Below are 15314 nucleotides of genomic sequence, written 5' to 3'. Positions count from 1 at the left end.
CTGGACGGCTTGCTCGGCGCCGGGCAGGTCATCGGTGATGCGCATGGCGGAGGCCAGCCCCAACTCCACCTCGGCGATCTGTGCATCACCTCTTGCCAGCCCGACGACGTCACGAAACCGGCTCAAGGCTTCGTGCGGCACGCCGAGATCCAACATCAGATGACCGGCGAGCAGCGACAGGGGAACGACCTGCTCGCCCTCCCGTGCGAGCTCGAGGCCGCGCCTTGCGCGCTGGAGGGCGAGCGCGATCCGACCGGATGCGCGCAGCCGCTCGCTCGCCACGCGATAGGCCGCCGCGGCCCGGGGATCTCCGGCCCGATCGAGATGCTGGGCGCGCAGATCGGCCTCGCTCTCGCCGTACCAGTCGGCAGCCAATGCATGCAGCCGTTGCGCCGCGCAGACCGGCATCGACGAGCCGCACCCGGCCGGCAAGCACACGCGCCGCCGGATCGCTGAGCAGGATCTCGCCCGGCCCCGCGACGGCGACCAGCCGCGCCGCCAGATTGACGGTGTCGCCGAGCACCGTGTAGTCGCGCCGGACACTGCCTCCGATCTCGCCGGCCACCACCTCGCCCAGCGCGATGCCGACATGGGTCGCGAGCGGCCGGCCGAAATGCGTCGACAGCGCCGGCATCGAGCGCTGCAGGGCATCGGCCGCCGAGACGGCCCGCCAGCAATCGTCCTCGTGCGCAACCGGAGCGCCGAACAGCGCCATCACAGCGTCGCCGATATGCTTGTCCACCGATCCGCCGAACTCGGCGACCACCTCGTCCGCACGGGCCAGGAATTTCTCGACGACAATCCGCACATCCTCGGCGCCGATCCGCGCCGACAGCTCGGTGAAGCCGCAAAGATCGGCGAACAGGACAGCCACCTGACGGCGATCGGCCTCCGCAGCCGGCCCGGCAGCGGGCGCCTGCTCGAACGCCGCGATCGCCGCCAGCAGTCGTTTGCGATGACCGACCGAGTCGATGCCGAGCTCGCGCAGATCGTCGGCCGTCAACGTTCCGAGCAGCGTCGCATCGATGTGATTGGCAACGAAGGTGTCCGCGTACTGCCCAAGCCCCAATCGCTCCAGCCAGCCGCGGATATCCATCCCCCGCTCCTACAGGGCGCCACCCTCGACGCCGCGGCCCTCGCCGCGCCAGCGCAGCATGCCGCCGGGGAGGTTCGCCACGTCGGTGAAGCCCGCCTTCTGCAAGATGGCAGTGGCATGGGCCGAGCGGCTGCCGGCACGGCAGACCGCGACGATGGGCTTGTCCTTGGGCAGCTCCTTCGCCCGCTGGGCAAGCTCTCCCAGCGGCACGAGCACGGCGCCGCGGATATGGCCGAGCGGGCCCGAGAACTCCTCGGGCTCGCGCACGTCGAGCACGCGCACGGCGCCGAGATTCTCCTCGAGCCAGTGCGGCTCGACCTCCCAGACGCCGCCGAAGGTGAAGCGCAGCGGCGCCCAGTCGGGATCAAGCGCGGACGACGCCTCGTTGCCCGGCTGCCCGCAGCGCAGATTGGCCGGCACCGCCTCGTCGATCTTCTTGGGATGCGGCAGGTCGAGGTTCTTCATGTAGCCGACATAGTCGGCCTCGCCCGCCTCGCCGCCCAGCCGCGGATTGTGCTGCTTCTCCTCGGCCACGCTCGTCACGGTGAGCCCGCGATAGTCGTGCGCCGGATAGAGCAGGCAGGTCTCGGGCAGCGAGAAGATGCGCGACCGCACCGAGCGGTAAAGCGCCCGCGCGTCACCCTGCTGGAAGTCGGTCCGTCCGGATCCGCGGATCAGCACGCAATCGCCGGTGAAGGCCATGGTCTCGTCGTCGAGGACGTAGGTGATGCAGCCGTTGGTGTGGCCGGGCGTCGACCGCACCTCGAGCGAGCGCTTGCCGAACCGCACCCGGTCGCCGTCCTGCAGGAGCCAGTCGGCGCCCGTCACGCCGGCCGCGGCGGAGACTGCGATCTGGCTGCCCAGGCGGTTCTTCAGCAGCCACGCTCCGGTGACGTGATCGGCGTGGACATGGGTTTCCAGCGTCCACAGGAGCCTGAGGCCGAGCTCGGCGATCAGCGCCGCATCCCGTCTCACCTGCTCGAAGACGGGATCGATCAGCACCGCTTCGGCGCTGGCGCGATCACCCAGGAGATAGGTGTAGGTCGACGAGGTCGGGTCGAAAAGCTGACGAAAGACGAGCATTGGCCTTCCCTTCCCCTTTGCCCCCAAGGCTACCGCCGATGAACCAGTCCTGACCACCCGTTCGTGTCAGCCAGGCTTCTTCGTCATATGCGATTGCCCTTCCTTTGACCCGCCATCAGCCTGGCGCGCTCGCCTTGTCGATGGCCGCGACCGACTCGGCGTCGAGCTCGACGCGGGGCGCCGCGATCAGGTCCTCGAGCTGGGCGAGGCTGGTCGCGCTCACGATCGGCGCGGTGATCGATTTGCGCTGCATCAGCCAGGCGAGCGCCACCTGCGTGTTGCTGGCATTGTGCTTCTTGGCCGCCCCGTCGAGCGCCTTCAGCACAGCGAAGCCCTTGTCGTTCAGGTATTTCTTCACGCCGGCGCCGCGCTTGCTCTTGGCGAGATCGGCGTCCGACCGATACTTGCCCGACAGGAAGCCGCTGGCCAGCGAGTAGTACGGGATGACTCCGATCCCCTCCTTCAGGCACTCGTTCTCCAGCGCGCCCTCGAACAGGCCGCGCTCCATCAGGTTGTAGTGCGGCTGCAGGCTCTCGTAGCGCGGCAGGCCCTTCTCCCCGGCGATCCTCGCCGCCTCGGCAAGCCGCGGCGCCTCGAAGTTGGAGGCGCCGATGGCGCGGATCTTGCCCGCCTTGATCAGCTCGGCGTAGGTGGAGAGCGTCTCCTCCTGCGGCGTATCCTTGTCGTCCTTGTGCGACTGGAAGAGGTCGATGCGGTCGGTGTTCAACCGCTTCAGCGAGGCGTCGACCGACTCCACGATGTGACTGCGCGACAGCGCCCGCGAGGGCAGGCCCATGCCGCATTTGGTGGCAAGCACGATCCTGTCGCGTTTGCTCTTGTCCTTTTTGAGCCAGCTTCCGATCACCGTCTCCGATTCGCCGCCCTTGTTGCCGGGCGCCCAGCGCGAGTAGACGTCGGCGGTATCGACGAAGGAGAAGCCCGCATCGACGAAGGCGTCGAGCAGCCGGTGCGACGTCGCCTCATCGGCGGTCCAGCCGAACACGTTGCCGCCGAAGGCGATGGGCGCGATCTCGATGCCCGACTTGCCGAGCTTGCGCTTTTCCATGTCGTTTCCTCCTCGAAAGCTGACGATACTACTGCGCGGCGGCGCGGGCGGCGGGATCCAGCCCGCCGAACCCCAAGGCGGCGTAGGGCGGCCGTGCGAACTCGATGCCGAGCTTGGGCAGCGCCTCGAACATGCGGCGGATGGCGGTGCGCTGGATCAGGCTGGGATTCTTCGGCCTGGCCGTGAACTTGAAGCGCACGATCAGAGAGGCGTCCTTGATGTCGACGATGCCCTGCATCTTGAGCGGCTGCAGCAGCTCCTTCTGGAACTGCGGCTCGCTCATCATCTCGAGCCCGATCTTCTTCACCGTCTTGCGCAGCAGCTCGACGTCGGTGTTGATCGTAAAGGCAAGGTTGAACTTCACCGTCGTCCAGTCGCGGCTGAAGTTGGTGACGTGAAGAAGCTGGCCGAACGGCACGATGTGAAGCTGGCCGTTCTGGTGGCGCAGCCGGATGGAGCGGATCGAGAAGCCCTCGACCGTGCCCTTGACCTTCGAGGCATCGATATACTCGCCGACGCGGAAGGAATCCTCGGCCAGGAAGAAGATGCCGGAAACGATGTCGCGCACCAGCGACTGGCTGCCGAACGACACGGCGAGCCCCAGAACCGAGGCGCCGGCGATCAGCGGCGTGATGTTGATGCCGAGCTCGGACAGCACCAGCAGGCCGCCCAGGATCAGGATCGCGACGCCGGCGGTCACGCGCAGGACCGGCATGATGGTGCGCAGCCGCGACGCCGCCGGCGGCAGGTCGCCGTTGTCGGCCGCATCGCCGCCGAAGCCCGCCGACGGCAGCGGATTGTCGGCGATGTAGCGGTCCATGCGGAATTTCACGAACCGCCACAGCGTATAGATCAGGAAGGTCGTGACCGCCGCGAGCTTGATCGCCCGCTCGTGCGGCTCCCAGTCCTCGGGCGACATCATGCCGAGGGCGTCGATCAGGATGCCCTGCACGGCGACGACGATCACCAGCAGCCGCACCGCCAGCCGCAGGCAGGCCGCCAGCACCTCGCCCACCGTCGGCACCTCCGTCGGCAGATGGCGCGTGCGACGATGGACGAGTGTCTCCAGCAGCAGCAGAAGGATCAGCATCGACTCGACGCCGGCGAGGCCGTGCATGGCGGCCGCCCGCTCGGTGATCGCCGCATAGACCGCGGCCGATCCCGATACCGCGTAAAAGACGACGCCCGCGACCCACCACTCTTTCGCCATCGCGAGCTTCAGCGCCCGGAACAGGTCCTTCTCCTGCACCATTCCCGCCAACCAGGCCGCCATGTCGCGGCGCCAATGCCAGATGGCGTAGATCAGGGCCGCGCCGAAGACCGGGACGTAGAGGACCACCGCGGTCGAGATCACGTTCGAGCCGGCCTGGGTCACGGCCATGAACTGCACGATGTGGCGGGCCAGCATGGGCAGGAGGATCACCACGTTCAGGCCGACCAGCAGGCGGCGCGCCGTTGCGTCGTCGACCGGGGCGATGCGGCCCTCCGGCGCGTCCGGATGCAGCCAGGTCCGGAACACGAAATTGAAGCCGCGCCAATAGAGCAGCGCGACCAGGACCTGATGGGCGACCTTGCCCGGCACCGTGTCGGGAGCGCCGACCTGGCCCGCGATGTAGCGCGCCGCCACCACCAGGGCGAGGAACGCGACCGCGTCGAGCAAAGCGCCGTGCAGGAACGCCCGCAGGGGCGATTCGGTCGAATGGCGGGCAAAGCCGCGGTGGCGCAGCCGCTGCAGGACCTGACGGACGACGAATTCCGCCGCCAGGCCGCCGACCACGATGCCGATCAGCAGCAGCGTGGTGGGCAGGTCGAACTGCTGCGGCAGGGCGAGCAGGTAACGGCCGAGCTTGGGGATGTGCTGGATCGTATGGTCGAGCCGGTCCGACAACTGGGTGAGGAACGTCCCCAGCGTCCCGTTGGTGCTGAACGCCTTGCTGACCTGCGCGCAAGCAGTCCCCGCCGGCCCGGCCGCGAAGAGGGCCGCGGCGCCCGCTATCACTGTAGTCTTCCGGACCATCGCCGTGATCTGCCTCTACCCTTGGCCGACGGTAGGCCAGAACCGAGCGCCTCGCCAGTGGCGCCGGGTCTGCGGCCCCGTGGACGCTGGCATGGCTCAGACGGTCTGCTAGGTTTTGGGCCTGTCCCTGACAACCGACTTTTTCGGAGAGAACGCCCGATGTTCGGCCTCATGCAGGACCGTCCACTCCTGATCCAGCAGCTCATCGAGCATGCGGCGCTGAACCATGGCGACACCGAGATCGTGTCGCGCACGCTCGAGGGCGGCATTCACCGCTATACCTATCGCGATGCCCGTCAACGGGCGAAGAAGGTGGCCGAGGCCCTGCTGGCGCTCGGCATCGAGGCCGGCCAGCGCATCGGCACGCTGGCCTGGAACGGCTATCGCCACTTCGAGCTCTACTACGGCATCTCCGGCATGGGCGCGGTGTGCCACACGATCAACCCGCGGCTGTTCCCCGAGCAGATCGTCTACATCGTCAACCATGCCGAGGATCAGCTCCTCTTCGTCGACCTCAACCTGCTGCCGGCGGTCGCCGCGCTCCTGCCGCAGTTCAAGACCGTGCGCTACGTCGTGGCCATGACCGATCGCGCCCACCTGCCCGGGAACCTCGCGATCCCGAACCTGCTGGTCTACGAGGAGCTGCTGGCAGACAAGCCAGGCCGTTACGAGTGGCCGACCTTCGACGAGCATACGGCGTCCTCGCTCTGCTACACGTCGGGCACGACCGGCAATCCCAAGGGCGTGCTCTATTCCCACCGCTCGACCATCCTGCACGCCTACGCGGCCGCCCTGCCCGACATGCTCGACCTCTCGGCGCGCTCGGTCGTGCTGCCGGTGGTGCCGATGTTCCATGTCAACGCCTGGGGGCTGCCCTACACCTCGGCGCTGGTCGGCGCCAAGCTGGTGTTCCCGGGCGTCGCCCTCGACGGCGCGAGCCTCTACGAGTTGTTCGAGCAGGAGGAGGTGACGTTCACCGCCGGGGTGCCCACCGTGTGGCTGGCGCTGCTGCAGCACATGCAAGCCAACAAGCTCAAGCTGTCGACGCTGAAACATGCCGTGATCGGCGGCTCGGCGGCACCACCGGCCATGATCGAGACCTTCGACGAGGACTATGGCGTCGAGGTGCTGCACGCCTGGGGCATGAGCGAGATGAGCCCGCTCGGCTCGATCAACCATCCCAAGGCCAAGCACCTCAGGCTCTCGCGTCGCGAGCAGCTCGATCTTCGCGTCAAGCAGGGCCGGCCGCCGTTCGGCGTCGAGATGAAGATCGTGGGCGGAGGCGGCCGGGAGCTGCCGCGCGACGGCAAGGCGTTCGGCGATCTGCTGGTGCGCGGCCCGTGGGTGACCTGCGGCTACTTCAAGGGCGAGGGCGGCGAGATCCTGGACGACGACGGCTGGTTCACGACCGGCGACGTGGCGACCCTCGATGCCGACGGCTACATGCAGATCACCGACCGGTCCAAGGACGTGATCAAGTCGGGGGGCGAATGGATCAGCTCGATCGACCTCGAGAACGCGGCGATGGCCCATCCGGCGGTGGCGGAGGCGGCGGTGATCGGCATCCATCATCCCAAGTGGGACGAGCGGCCGCTCTTGATCGTGCACAAGAAGCCCGGCGCCACGCTCGACAAGAAGGAGCTGATCGAGTTCCTCGGCACCAAGGTGGCCAAATGGTGGCTGCCCGACGATGTGCAGTTCGTCGAAGACATTCCGCATACCGCGACCGGCAAGATCCTGAAGACCCGCCTGCGCGAGGACTTCCGCGACTACAAGCTGCCGACGGCCGGCTGACTTGCCGCCGGCCGACTTGGGCTGCGAAATTCCGCGCTGCCGCGGGTGGACCCTCGGGCCATTGCCGCCTATCGTTTGTGAATCGGCACCATCGGTTCCGCACGAAGGAGCAGGCGTCATGGCCGCCACTGAGACCATCCCCGTCGTCGACCTCGGGCCCTATCTCGCGGGCGAGCCGGGGGCGCTCGACCGCACGGCGAAGGAGCTGCATTTCGCCCTCACCGAGATCGGCTTCTACTTCATCGTCAATCATGGCATCGCGCGCGAGAAGATCCGCCGCGTGTTCGACGAGGTGAAGCGCTTCCACGCCCAGCCGCTGGAGAAGAAGCTGGCGCTCAAGATCGACGAGCATACCACCGGCTACATGCCGATGCGGGGCAATACGCTGCGCACCTCGACGGTGCAGTCGAACACCAAGCCCAACCTCAACGAAGCCTTCTTCGTGAAACGCGAGCTGCCGCCGGATCATCCGGACGTGCTCGCCAACCGCCGCTTTCGAGGGGCGAACCGCTGGCCCGATCTGCCCGGCTTCCGCGAGACCGTGATCGACTACTGCAACGACCTCGAGCGCCTGGTGCAGAAGATGGTGCGTCTCTACGCCCGCGCCCTCGATCTCCCGGCCGAGTATTTCGATGCCGCCTTCCAGGATCCGCAGTTCTCGCTGCGTATGACCCACTATCCGCCGCAGGAAGGGCCGGCGGTCGACGAGTTCGGTCTCGCGCCGCATACCGACACGAGCTTCCTCACCCTGCTGGCACCCAATGACGTGCCGGGTCTCTCGATCCGCACCCAGAGCGGCAAGTGGATCGACGCGCCGGCCATTCCCGACGCCTACGTCGTGAACGGGGGGCAGATGCTGCAGCGCTGGACCAACGACTTCTTCCTCGCCACCCCTCATCGCGCCGTCAACCGCAGCGGCGGCGAGCGCTATGCGCTGCCGTTCTTCTGCGACAGCAACATCGACTGGCCGGTGGCCGCGGTGCCGACTACCATCGGTCCCGACCGGCCGCTGAAGTATCCGACGACCTACTATACCGATTATATGATCTGGTATCAGAAGCGGAACTACGACGTCCTGAACGAAGCGCAGGCAGCCGACTGACGAGCACCGACATCATTCCCGTCCTGGACCTCGGGCCCTATCTCGCGGGCGAGCCGGGGGCGAGGGAACGTTGTGCCCGCGAGCTGCGCTTCGCGCTCGCCGAGATCGGCTTCTACTTCATCGTCAATCATGGCGTACCGCCGGCCCTGATCGCAGACACTTTTCGCGAGGCCGCCCGTTTCCACGCCCTGCCGCTCGAGCAAAAGATGGCGGTGCGGATCGACCGGCACAATGTCGGCTACCTGCCGATGCGCGGCGACACGCTGCGCACCTCGGTGGTGCAGACGGTCACCAAGGCCAACCTCAACGAGGCCTTCTTTGTCGCGCGCGATCTGCCGGCCGATCATCCCGACGTGGTGGCCGACCGGCGGTTCCGCGGCGCCAATCGCTGGCCCGGCGCTCTGCCGGGCTTCCGCAAGACCATCGTCGGTTATTGCGAGACGATGGAGCGGCTGGTGCGGAAGCTGGTGCCGCTCTACGCCCGCGCCCTCGATCTGCCGGCGACCTGGTTCGACGCAGCCTTCCGCGAGAGCCAGTACAAGCTCCGCATGACGCACTATCCGCCGCAGGACGTCCCGGCCGACGACGAGTTCGGCATTGCCCCCCACACCGACACCAGCTTCCTCACCCTGCTCGCGCCCAACGACGTGCCCGGCCTCTCGATCCGCACCCCGGCCGGCAAGTGGATCGAGGCGCCGGCGATCCCCAATGCCTATGTCGTGAATGGCGGCCAGCTCCTGCTGCGCTGGACCAACGACTTCTTCCTCGCGACTCCCCACCGCGCGGTCAACCGCTCCGGCGGCGAGCGCTATGCGCTGGCCTTCTTCTGCGACAGCAACATCGACTGGCCGATCGCCGCCGTGCCGACCACCGTCGGGCCGGACAGGCCGCCGAACTATCCGACGACCTACTACACCGACTACATGGTCCATTATCAGCAGCGCACCTACGACCTGCTGAAGGATCCCCAGGCCGCCGATTGATTGTTCAATCAAAAACTCGGTGTCATCCCGAGCGTAGCGAGGGATCCTTGGTCGGTGCCGCAAAAGATCCCTCGCTTGCACTCGGGATGACAATCCGACTCTGAGGACCAGTTGACCACGGCCACGCTCGCGCGCGTCGAGGCGCATGTCTTCCGCGTTCCCATCGGGGAGCCGATCCGCACCTCCTTCGGCACCATGACCGAGCGGGTCGCGGTGTTCGTGCGCGTCGAGGATTCGGATGGCGCCCGCGGCTGGGGCGAGATCTGGTCCAACTTCCCGACCGCGTCGGCCGAACACCGCGCGCTGCTGTTCGCCGAGATCGTGGCGCCGCGCGCGCTCGGCCAGCCGCTCGACGATCCGCCGGCGCTGTGGGCGGCGATCGATCGCGGCCTGCACGTGCTGCGCCTGCAGAGCGGCGACGCGGGTGCGCTATCGGCCGCGACCGCCGGCCTCGACCTCGCGATCCACGATCTGCGGGCCCGCAAGCGCGGCCTGCCGCTGTGGCGCGCGCTCGGCGGCACCGACGATTCCTCGGTGCCCGTCTATGCCTCCGGTCTCAATCCCGGCCGGGCCGCGCTGGAAACGGTCGAACGCACGCGCGCCGCGGGTTATCGCGCCTTCAAGATCAAGATCGGGTTCGGCGAGGAGACCGACCTCGGCACGCTGCGACCGGTGGCGAAGACGCTCCAGCGCAGCGAGCGGCTGATGGTCGACGTGAACCAGGGCTGGGACCTCGGAGCCGCGTGCCGGATGGCGCCCAAGCTCGCCGAGTTCGGCCTCGGCTGGATCGAGGAGCCGCTGCCCGCCGACCGGCCGGCTGCGGAATGGGTCCAGGTCGCGGCGGCCGCGCCGGCGCGGCTGGCCGGCGGCGAGAACCTGCGCGGCGCCGGCGCCTTCCAGCAGGCGATCGACTCCGGCCTGCTGGGCGTTCTCCAGCCCGATGCCGCGAAATGGGGTGGCCATTCCGGCTGCCTGCCGGTCGCCAGGGCGGCGTTGGCCGCCGGCCGCACCTACTGTCCCCATTTCCTGGGCGGGGCGATCGGGCTGATGCACTCGCTGCATCTGCTGGCGGCGGTGCGCGGGCCGGGATTGCTCGAGGTCGACGCCAATCCCAATCCGCTGCGCGAAGGGCTCCTGGCCGGTGTTCTCGATGTGACCGAAGGCTGCGTATCACTTCCCAACGGGCAGGGACTCGGCCTAGAACCGGACTTGAAGCCGCTCGCGAATTTCAGAAGCCTCCATATCGAGCGGCACGCGTAACCGAGGGAGCGCCATGCTGGGCTTGATGCAGGACCGTCCGCTGCTGATTTCGCAGATCATCGACTTCGCCGCCGCGTCCTATCCGGACGTCGAGATCGTGACCCGGACCGTCGAGGGGCCGATCCACCGCTATGGCTACCGGCAGGCGCACAAGCGCGCCAAGCAGGTGGCCGAGGCGCTGCAAGGCCTGGGTATCGAGCTCGGCGACCGTGTCGGCACCATCGCCTGGAACACCTATCGCCACTTCGAGCTCTATTTCGGCATCTCCGGCCTCGGGGCGGTATTGCACACCATCAACCCGCGGCTCGCGCCCGACCACGTGGCCTACATCGCCAACCATGCCGAAGACAAGGTCATCTTCGTCGATCTCAACCTCCTGCCGGTGGTCGAGAACGTCTACGACCAGCTCGAGACCGTGAAGCATGTCGTGGTCATGACCGACCGCGCCCACATGCCGACCTCGAAGAAGATCCCGGAGCTCCTGTGCTACGAGGAGCTGATCGCCGACAAGCCGGGCACGATCGAATGGCCGCTGTTCGACGAGAACACCGCCTCGTCGCTCTGCTACACCTCGGGCACGACCGGCAATCCCAAGGGCGTGCTCTACTCGCACCGCTCGACCATGATCCATTCGATGATGATGGCGTCGGGGCCGGTGCTGGCGCTCGATCCGGACACGACGATCCTGCCCGTGGTGCCGATGTTCCACGCCAACGCCTGGGGGCTCGTCTATGCTGGCCCGTTCTGCGGCACCAAGCTGGTCTTCCCCGGCTTCAAGCTCGACGGCGCCAGCGTCTACGAGCTCCTCGACAAGGAGCAGGTGACCCTGAGCGCCGGCGTGCCGACCGTATGGCTGGCGCTGCTCGACTACTGCGCCCAGAACAAGCTCAAGATGTCGTCCGTGAAGCGCTCGCTGATCGGCGGCTCGGCCGTTCCGCTCGCCATGATCGAGCGCTTCTGGAAGGAGCACCAGGTCGAGGTCGCGCAGGGCTGGGGCATGACCGAGATGAGCCCGCTCGGCACCCTCACCCGCTTCAACCGGGGCGAACGCAATCTGCCCGACGCCGAGCGCTTCGCCATCACCGCCAAGGCCGGCCGGCCGGTGTTCGGCTGCGAGATGAAGATCATCGACGACGCCGGCAACGACCTGCCCAACGACGGCACCGTGTCGGGCAATCTGGTGGTGCGCGGGCCGTGGATCGTGAAGGGCTACATGAAGGGCGCCGGCCAAAGCCAGTTCCTCGAGGACGACTGGTTCATGACGGGCGACGTCTGCAAGATCGAGCCCGACGGCTCGGTGGTCATCACCGACCGCTCCAAGGACGTGATCAAGTCGGGCGGCGAATGGATCAGCTCGATCGATCTGGAGAACGCGGCCATGGGCTGCCCGGGCGTCGCCGAGGCGGCCGTGATCGGCGTCCATCATCCCAAGTGGGACGAGCGGCCGCTGCTGGTCGTGGTGAAACGCCCCGAGGCCAACGTCACCAAGGAGGACCTGCTCAGGCACCTCGACGGCAAGGTCGCCAAATGGTGGATGCCGGACGACGTGCAGTTCATCGACGCCATCCCGCACGGCGCCACCGGCAAGATCCTGAAAACCGCGCTGCGCAAGCAGTTCGAGGACTACAAGCTGCCGACGGCATAGGCGGCGGGCCAGGGCGGAACTGAAAGAGCAAGATTGCGCCACTGGAATTCGCCACCAGCGAAGGGCAGACCCTCCAGGAATGAACAAGTGCTTTTCGGTAAGGCCGTGTCATCCCGAGCGCAGCAAGGGATCCTTTGTCGGCGCTGCGAAAGATCCCTCGCTTCGCTCGGGATGACACGACACTGGGACGTCTGCTCTTGTTTCTTGTTATTGGCGCGCTCCTCCGGACGCTCATCGGAGCGCCCTTCGGCTTCGCTCAGGACAGGCGCAACTCCAGTTGCGCCCACCTCAGTCCTCGGCGACGTGCGTGAGCATGTCCTCGACCATGCGGCGGACGTGTTCGTCGTCGGCGCCATAGAAGACCTGCTTGCCTTGGCGCTCGGCCCGCACCAGACGGGCGCCCTTGAGCAGGCGCAGATGATGGCTCACCAGCGAGACCGACAGTCCCAGTCGCCCGGCGATCTCCGACACGGCGAGCGGCGTGCGCAGGCAGGCGACGACGATGCGCAGGCGCGTGGCATCACCCAGCAGTCGGAACAGATCGGCCAGCGCCGCGGCGTGGCTGTCGGACAGAACGGTTTTCCTGGCCTTCGACATTTGAATATCTGTTCAAATGTCTTGTCCTGCGCCTTCCGAGTCAAGGCGGTTGCCTGACGACCATCGGCGGGCGCGGCGGGGCCACGTCGCCCACCACCGGTGCCAGGACGATCGCGCCGCCCAGCAGCGTCGCGGCCGCCGGCGCCTCGGTGAAGACGAGCCACGCCAGGCCAACGGCCGCCTGTTCGCCGAGTGGTCCGCCCTTCCGGAATGGCGGCCCGATCAGCCGCAGGCATGATGGCGCCACTGGAGTGGCGCTCGTGCCGATGGAGGCCGCCACGCGATGCCCCGCGGAGCGAGGCGATGCAGTTCCACCATTCCGGCATCGGCGTTAAACTTCCCTTATGACCATCGCCATTGCGCCCATCGATCCGGTCGGCCGGGCCTTCTTCGCGGGCGTCGTCTCCGGCATCGACCTCAGGAAGCCACCGACCGCGGCGGAAGTTGCCGCCGTCCACGACGGCATGGACGAATTCGGCGTGCTGGTGTTCCACGACCAGGACATCGACGACGAACAGCAGCTTGCCTTCAGCCGCGCGCTCGGACCGCTCGAGACGGCGACCGGCGACATCGCCGCCCCGCACGAGCGGCGTGTCAGCATGGACCTGAACGATATCTCCAATCTCGACAAGAACAACAAGGTGGTGGCGCGCGACGATCGGCGCCGCCTGTTCGGGCTCGGCAACCAGCTCTGGCACTCCGACAGCTCGTTCAAGCCGGTGCCGGCCAAGTACTCGATCCTGTCGGCGCGCACCATCCCGCCGACCGGCGGCAACACCGAGTTCGCCGACATGCGTGCGGCCTACGATGCGCTGGACGAAGCCACCAGGCGCGAGGTGCACGACCTCGTCTGCGTGCACAGCCAGATCTTTTCCCGCGGCATCCTGGGCTTCACCGACTTCACCGAGGAGGAGCGCGCCAAGTGGGCGCCGGTGCGCCAGCGCCTGGTGCGCCGCCATCCGCGCACGGGCCGGCTGTCGCTCTACCTCTCCAGCCACGCCGGCGGCATCGAAGGCTGGCCGGTGCCCGAGGCGCGCGCCTTCCTGCGCGATCTCACCGAGCACGCGACGCAACGCCGGTTCGTCTATGCCCATGTCTGGCGGCCGCACGATCTGGTGATGTGGGACAACCGCGTCACCATGCACCGCGCCCGCCGCTACGATCACACCGCGGTGCGCGACATGCGCCGCACCACGCTCACCAACGAAGTGTCGAGCCTCGACCAGGCGCCTTGACGGCGACGAGACCGGTCAGGGTCCCGGCAGGCTGCCAACCAGCAAGGCCACGCCCCAGGCGATCAGCAGGAGCCCGCCGATCCGGGCGATCCAGACGCCGGACGGGAACAGCTTCTCGACGAGGACCACGGCGGCGAGCCCGATCACCCACAGGAGGTTCATGGCGCCGACTGCGAACAGCAGTGCCATCAGGACCCAGCAGCAGCCGAGACAGTAGAGGCCGTGCTCGAGGCCCATGCCCAGCGCGCCGGCGAGCCCGCTTCGCCAGCGGTTGAGCACGAAGCCGAACGGCGAGCGGCAGTGGCTGAGGCAGCGCCGCTTGAGCGGCGTCAGCTGGTAGAGGCCAGCGGCGACGAACAGGGCGCCGCCTGCTGCCGGGCTGGTGATCCTCATCGCCATCGGCGACAGGAGGCTCGCCTGCTCGAGCCCCCATTGCGCGAGCGTCGCGACGACGCTGAAGCCGCCCCAGGCCACGAGGTAGCCCGCGGCGAAGATCGCGGTCGGCACATAGGGCTGGCCGCGCGCCCGCGCGGTGCGGGCGATCGAGGCGAAGGTCAGGATCATCGGCATGGCGCCGGGCAGCATCATGCCGATCATCATGATCCACCACATGGCGAGCAGGAGGACGAGATCGAGGGCGCCCTCCGACGGCATCGTCATGTCCGGATCCATCGCCGCCATGTCGGCGGCGAGACGGGCGAGATGGAGCCAGCACAGCGCCACCAGGGCGACGAGGGCGCCCGCGATCAGGCCGCGCTGGCGGTCGAACGGCCAGCCGGCCGCGGCCGGCCGCGCCGACGGCTCAGGCGCCCCAGGCGAAGGGCGCAAAATGCCCATTGTTGCCCTTGCCGGCCAGGCCGAGGGCGAGACCGAAGCCCTGCACCTCGAGATTGCTGGCCCTCGCCAGCGCGAGCCGCCGGTTCGCCGGGTGCGCGGTATTGTCGATATAGAACGGCTCGCCGGAGCGGTTGCGCGACGCCACGCCGTCGATCGCGAAGGCGAGCACGCCCGGGATGCTCGCCGCGCGATGCAGGCCGTCGGCCGTGAACTCGATCGGCCGGTATTCGATGCCGCGGAAGTCGCTCACCAGATTGTCGCGGATCATCTGCGGCGGCCCGCCGGCCGTGCCGCCGGCGATGGCGGCGAGCGCCTGTCGCTGCGTTTCGTTCGCGGTTTCATCGACGACGACGCCGAATATCCAGCCGCCGTCCGACATGACGCGGCCGGAGCGGATGACCAGCGCGAACTTAAGGCCGTCGAGCGAGATCTCGCGATGACGGCCGCGATCGATGCGATAGACCATGAGAGCCGTGCAATGCTCGTGCGTCGCCGAAGCCTGCGGATTGGTGAAGATGCAGGGGCAGAGATAGTCGCAGTTGCAGCTCTCCATGTATTGGCCGCTCAGCTCCCAGGTCTTCTGCGCCATGGCGATCGCT

Annotated in this window: 14 protein-coding genes; 6 read left to right on the top strand and 8 right to left on the bottom strand. The window is 67.7% G+C overall.

Going from position 1 to position 15314, the window contains the following annotated elements; translation table 11 throughout:
• Positions 1 to 109 precede the first annotated feature (109 nt).
• The 4 genes from OJF58_RS17615 to OJF58_RS17600 all read right to left on the bottom strand — a co-directional run bounded on the left by OJF58_RS17615 (position 110) and on the right by OJF58_RS17600 (position 5244).
• On the bottom strand, positions 110 to 1096 hold the full coding sequence (locus tag OJF58_RS17615; protein WP_300779016.1) for an adenylate/guanylate cyclase domain-containing protein: 987 nt from the start codon (positions 1094 to 1096) through the stop codon (positions 110 to 112).
• A 9-nt stretch (positions 1097 to 1105) separates the two neighbouring features.
• Complete coding sequence (locus OJF58_RS17610; RefSeq protein ID WP_300779015.1) at positions 1106 to 2179, bottom strand: MBL fold metallo-hydrolase; 1074 nt, start codon at positions 2177 to 2179, stop codon at positions 1106 to 1108.
• 115 nt (positions 2180 to 2294) lie between these two features.
• A complete protein-coding gene (locus tag OJF58_RS17605; RefSeq protein WP_300779014.1) occupies positions 2295 to 3245 on the bottom strand; it encodes an aldo/keto reductase in 951 nt (316 codons plus the stop codon).
• 28 nt (positions 3246 to 3273) lie between these two features.
• Positions 3274 to 5244, bottom strand: coding sequence for a mechanosensitive ion channel domain-containing protein (locus OJF58_RS17600; RefSeq protein ID WP_300779013.1), 1971 nt, complete (start codon positions 5242 to 5244; stop codon positions 3274 to 3276).
• A gap of 177 nt (positions 5245 to 5421) precedes the next feature.
• On the opposite strand from OJF58_RS17600, the gene OJF58_RS17595 reads away from it, so the two are divergent.
• The 5 genes from OJF58_RS17595 to OJF58_RS17575 all read left to right on the top strand — a co-directional run bounded on the left by OJF58_RS17595 (position 5422) and on the right by OJF58_RS17575 (position 12046).
• Complete coding sequence (locus tag OJF58_RS17595) at positions 5422 to 7056, top strand: 3-(methylthio)propionyl-CoA ligase (RefSeq protein ID WP_300779012.1); 1635 nt, start codon at positions 5422 to 5424, stop codon at positions 7054 to 7056.
• Positions 7057 to 7174: 118 nt separating this feature from the next.
• Positions 7175 to 8158, top strand: coding sequence for a 2-oxoglutarate and iron-dependent oxygenase domain-containing protein (locus tag OJF58_RS17590; RefSeq protein WP_300779011.1), 984 nt, complete (start codon positions 7175 to 7177; stop codon positions 8156 to 8158).
• Complete coding sequence (locus tag OJF58_RS17585) at positions 8104 to 9141, top strand: 2-oxoglutarate and iron-dependent oxygenase domain-containing protein (protein ID WP_300785311.1); 1038 nt, start codon at positions 8104 to 8106, stop codon at positions 9139 to 9141. The genes OJF58_RS17590 and OJF58_RS17585 overlap by 55 nt, the downstream gene beginning before the upstream one ends.
• A 111-nt stretch (positions 9142 to 9252) precedes the next feature.
• Positions 9253 to 10401, top strand: a complete 1149-nt coding sequence (locus OJF58_RS17580) for a mandelate racemase/muconate lactonizing enzyme family protein (protein WP_300779010.1) — start codon at positions 9253 to 9255, stop codon at positions 10399 to 10401.
• A gap of 13 nt (positions 10402 to 10414) precedes the next feature.
• Positions 10415 to 12046 (top strand): long-chain-fatty-acid--CoA ligase, encoded by a 1632-nt coding sequence (locus OJF58_RS17575; protein ID WP_300779009.1) that lies wholly within the window; start codon positions 10415 to 10417, stop codon positions 12044 to 12046.
• 288 nt (positions 12047 to 12334) lie between these two features.
• Here OJF58_RS17575 and OJF58_RS17570 read toward each other — a convergent pair whose 3' ends face one another.
• A complete protein-coding gene (locus OJF58_RS17570; protein WP_300779008.1) occupies positions 12335 to 12643 on the bottom strand; it encodes a metalloregulator ArsR/SmtB family transcription factor in 309 nt (102 codons plus the stop codon).
• Positions 12644 to 12683: 40 nt separating this feature from the next.
• Positions 12684 to 12890, bottom strand: coding sequence for a hypothetical protein (locus tag OJF58_RS17565; RefSeq protein ID WP_300779007.1), 207 nt, complete (start codon positions 12888 to 12890; stop codon positions 12684 to 12686).
• Positions 12891 to 12987: 97 nt separating this feature from the next.
• On the opposite strand from OJF58_RS17565, the gene OJF58_RS17560 reads away from it, so the two are divergent.
• The gene (locus OJF58_RS17560; RefSeq protein WP_300779006.1) at positions 12988 to 13878 is read left to right on the top strand and encodes a TauD/TfdA family dioxygenase; all 891 of its coding nucleotides are present in this window, start codon (positions 12988 to 12990) and stop codon (positions 13876 to 13878) included.
• A gap of 15 nt (positions 13879 to 13893) precedes the next feature.
• On the opposite strand, the gene OJF58_RS17555 is transcribed toward OJF58_RS17560, so the two are convergent.
• Positions 13894 to 14715, bottom strand: coding sequence for a DUF2182 domain-containing protein (locus OJF58_RS17555; protein WP_300779005.1), 822 nt, complete (start codon positions 14713 to 14715; stop codon positions 13894 to 13896).
• The gene (locus OJF58_RS17550; RefSeq protein WP_300779004.1) at positions 14681 to 15304 is read right to left on the bottom strand and encodes a DUF1326 domain-containing protein; all 624 of its coding nucleotides are present in this window, start codon (positions 15302 to 15304) and stop codon (positions 14681 to 14683) included. Before OJF58_RS17550 ends, OJF58_RS17555 begins: the two co-directional genes overlap by 35 nt.
• Positions 15305 to 15314: the final 10 nt, after the last annotated feature.

The sequence above is a fragment of the Enhydrobacter sp. genome, from assembly GCF_030246845.1.
Taxonomy (GTDB): domain Bacteria; phylum Pseudomonadota; class Alphaproteobacteria; order Reyranellales; family Reyranellaceae; genus Reyranella.
This window is presented reverse-complemented; position numbering and strand designations above follow the sequence as displayed.

What these genes read in the sequence shown, in the direction of transcription:
- OJF58_RS17615 (WP_300779016.1), bottom strand. Translation starts at nt 1,096, where the DNA reads ATGGATATCCGCGGCTGGCTGGAGCGATTGGGGCTTGGGCAGTACGCG.
- OJF58_RS17610 (WP_300779015.1), bottom strand. Translation starts at nt 2,179, where the DNA reads ATGCTCGTCTTTCGTCAGCTTTTCGACCCGACCTCGTCGACCTACACC.
- OJF58_RS17605 (WP_300779014.1), bottom strand. Translation starts at nt 3,245, where the DNA reads ATGGAAAAGCGCAAGCTCGGCAAGTCGGGCATCGAGATCGCGCCCATC.
- OJF58_RS17595 (WP_300779012.1), top strand. Translation starts at nt 5,422, where the DNA reads ATGTTCGGCCTCATGCAGGACCGTCCACTCCTGATCCAGCAGCTCATC.
- OJF58_RS17590 (WP_300779011.1), top strand. Translation starts at nt 7,175, where the DNA reads ATGGCCGCCACTGAGACCATCCCCGTCGTCGACCTCGGGCCCTATCTC.
- OJF58_RS17575 (WP_300779009.1), top strand. Translation starts at nt 10,415, where the DNA reads ATGCTGGGCTTGATGCAGGACCGTCCGCTGCTGATTTCGCAGATCATC.
- OJF58_RS17570 (WP_300779008.1), bottom strand. Translation starts at nt 12,643, where the DNA reads ATGTCGAAGGCCAGGAAAACCGTTCTGTCCGACAGCCACGCCGCGGCG.
- OJF58_RS17560 (WP_300779006.1), top strand. Translation starts at nt 12,988, where the DNA reads ATGACCATCGCCATTGCGCCCATCGATCCGGTCGGCCGGGCCTTCTTC.
- OJF58_RS17555 (WP_300779005.1), bottom strand. Translation starts at nt 14,715, where the DNA reads ATGGGCATTTTGCGCCCTTCGCCTGGGGCGCCTGAGCCGTCGGCGCGG.
- OJF58_RS17550 (WP_300779004.1), bottom strand. Translation starts at nt 15,304, where the DNA reads ATGGCGCAGAAGACCTGGGAGCTGAGCGGCCAATACATGGAGAGCTGC.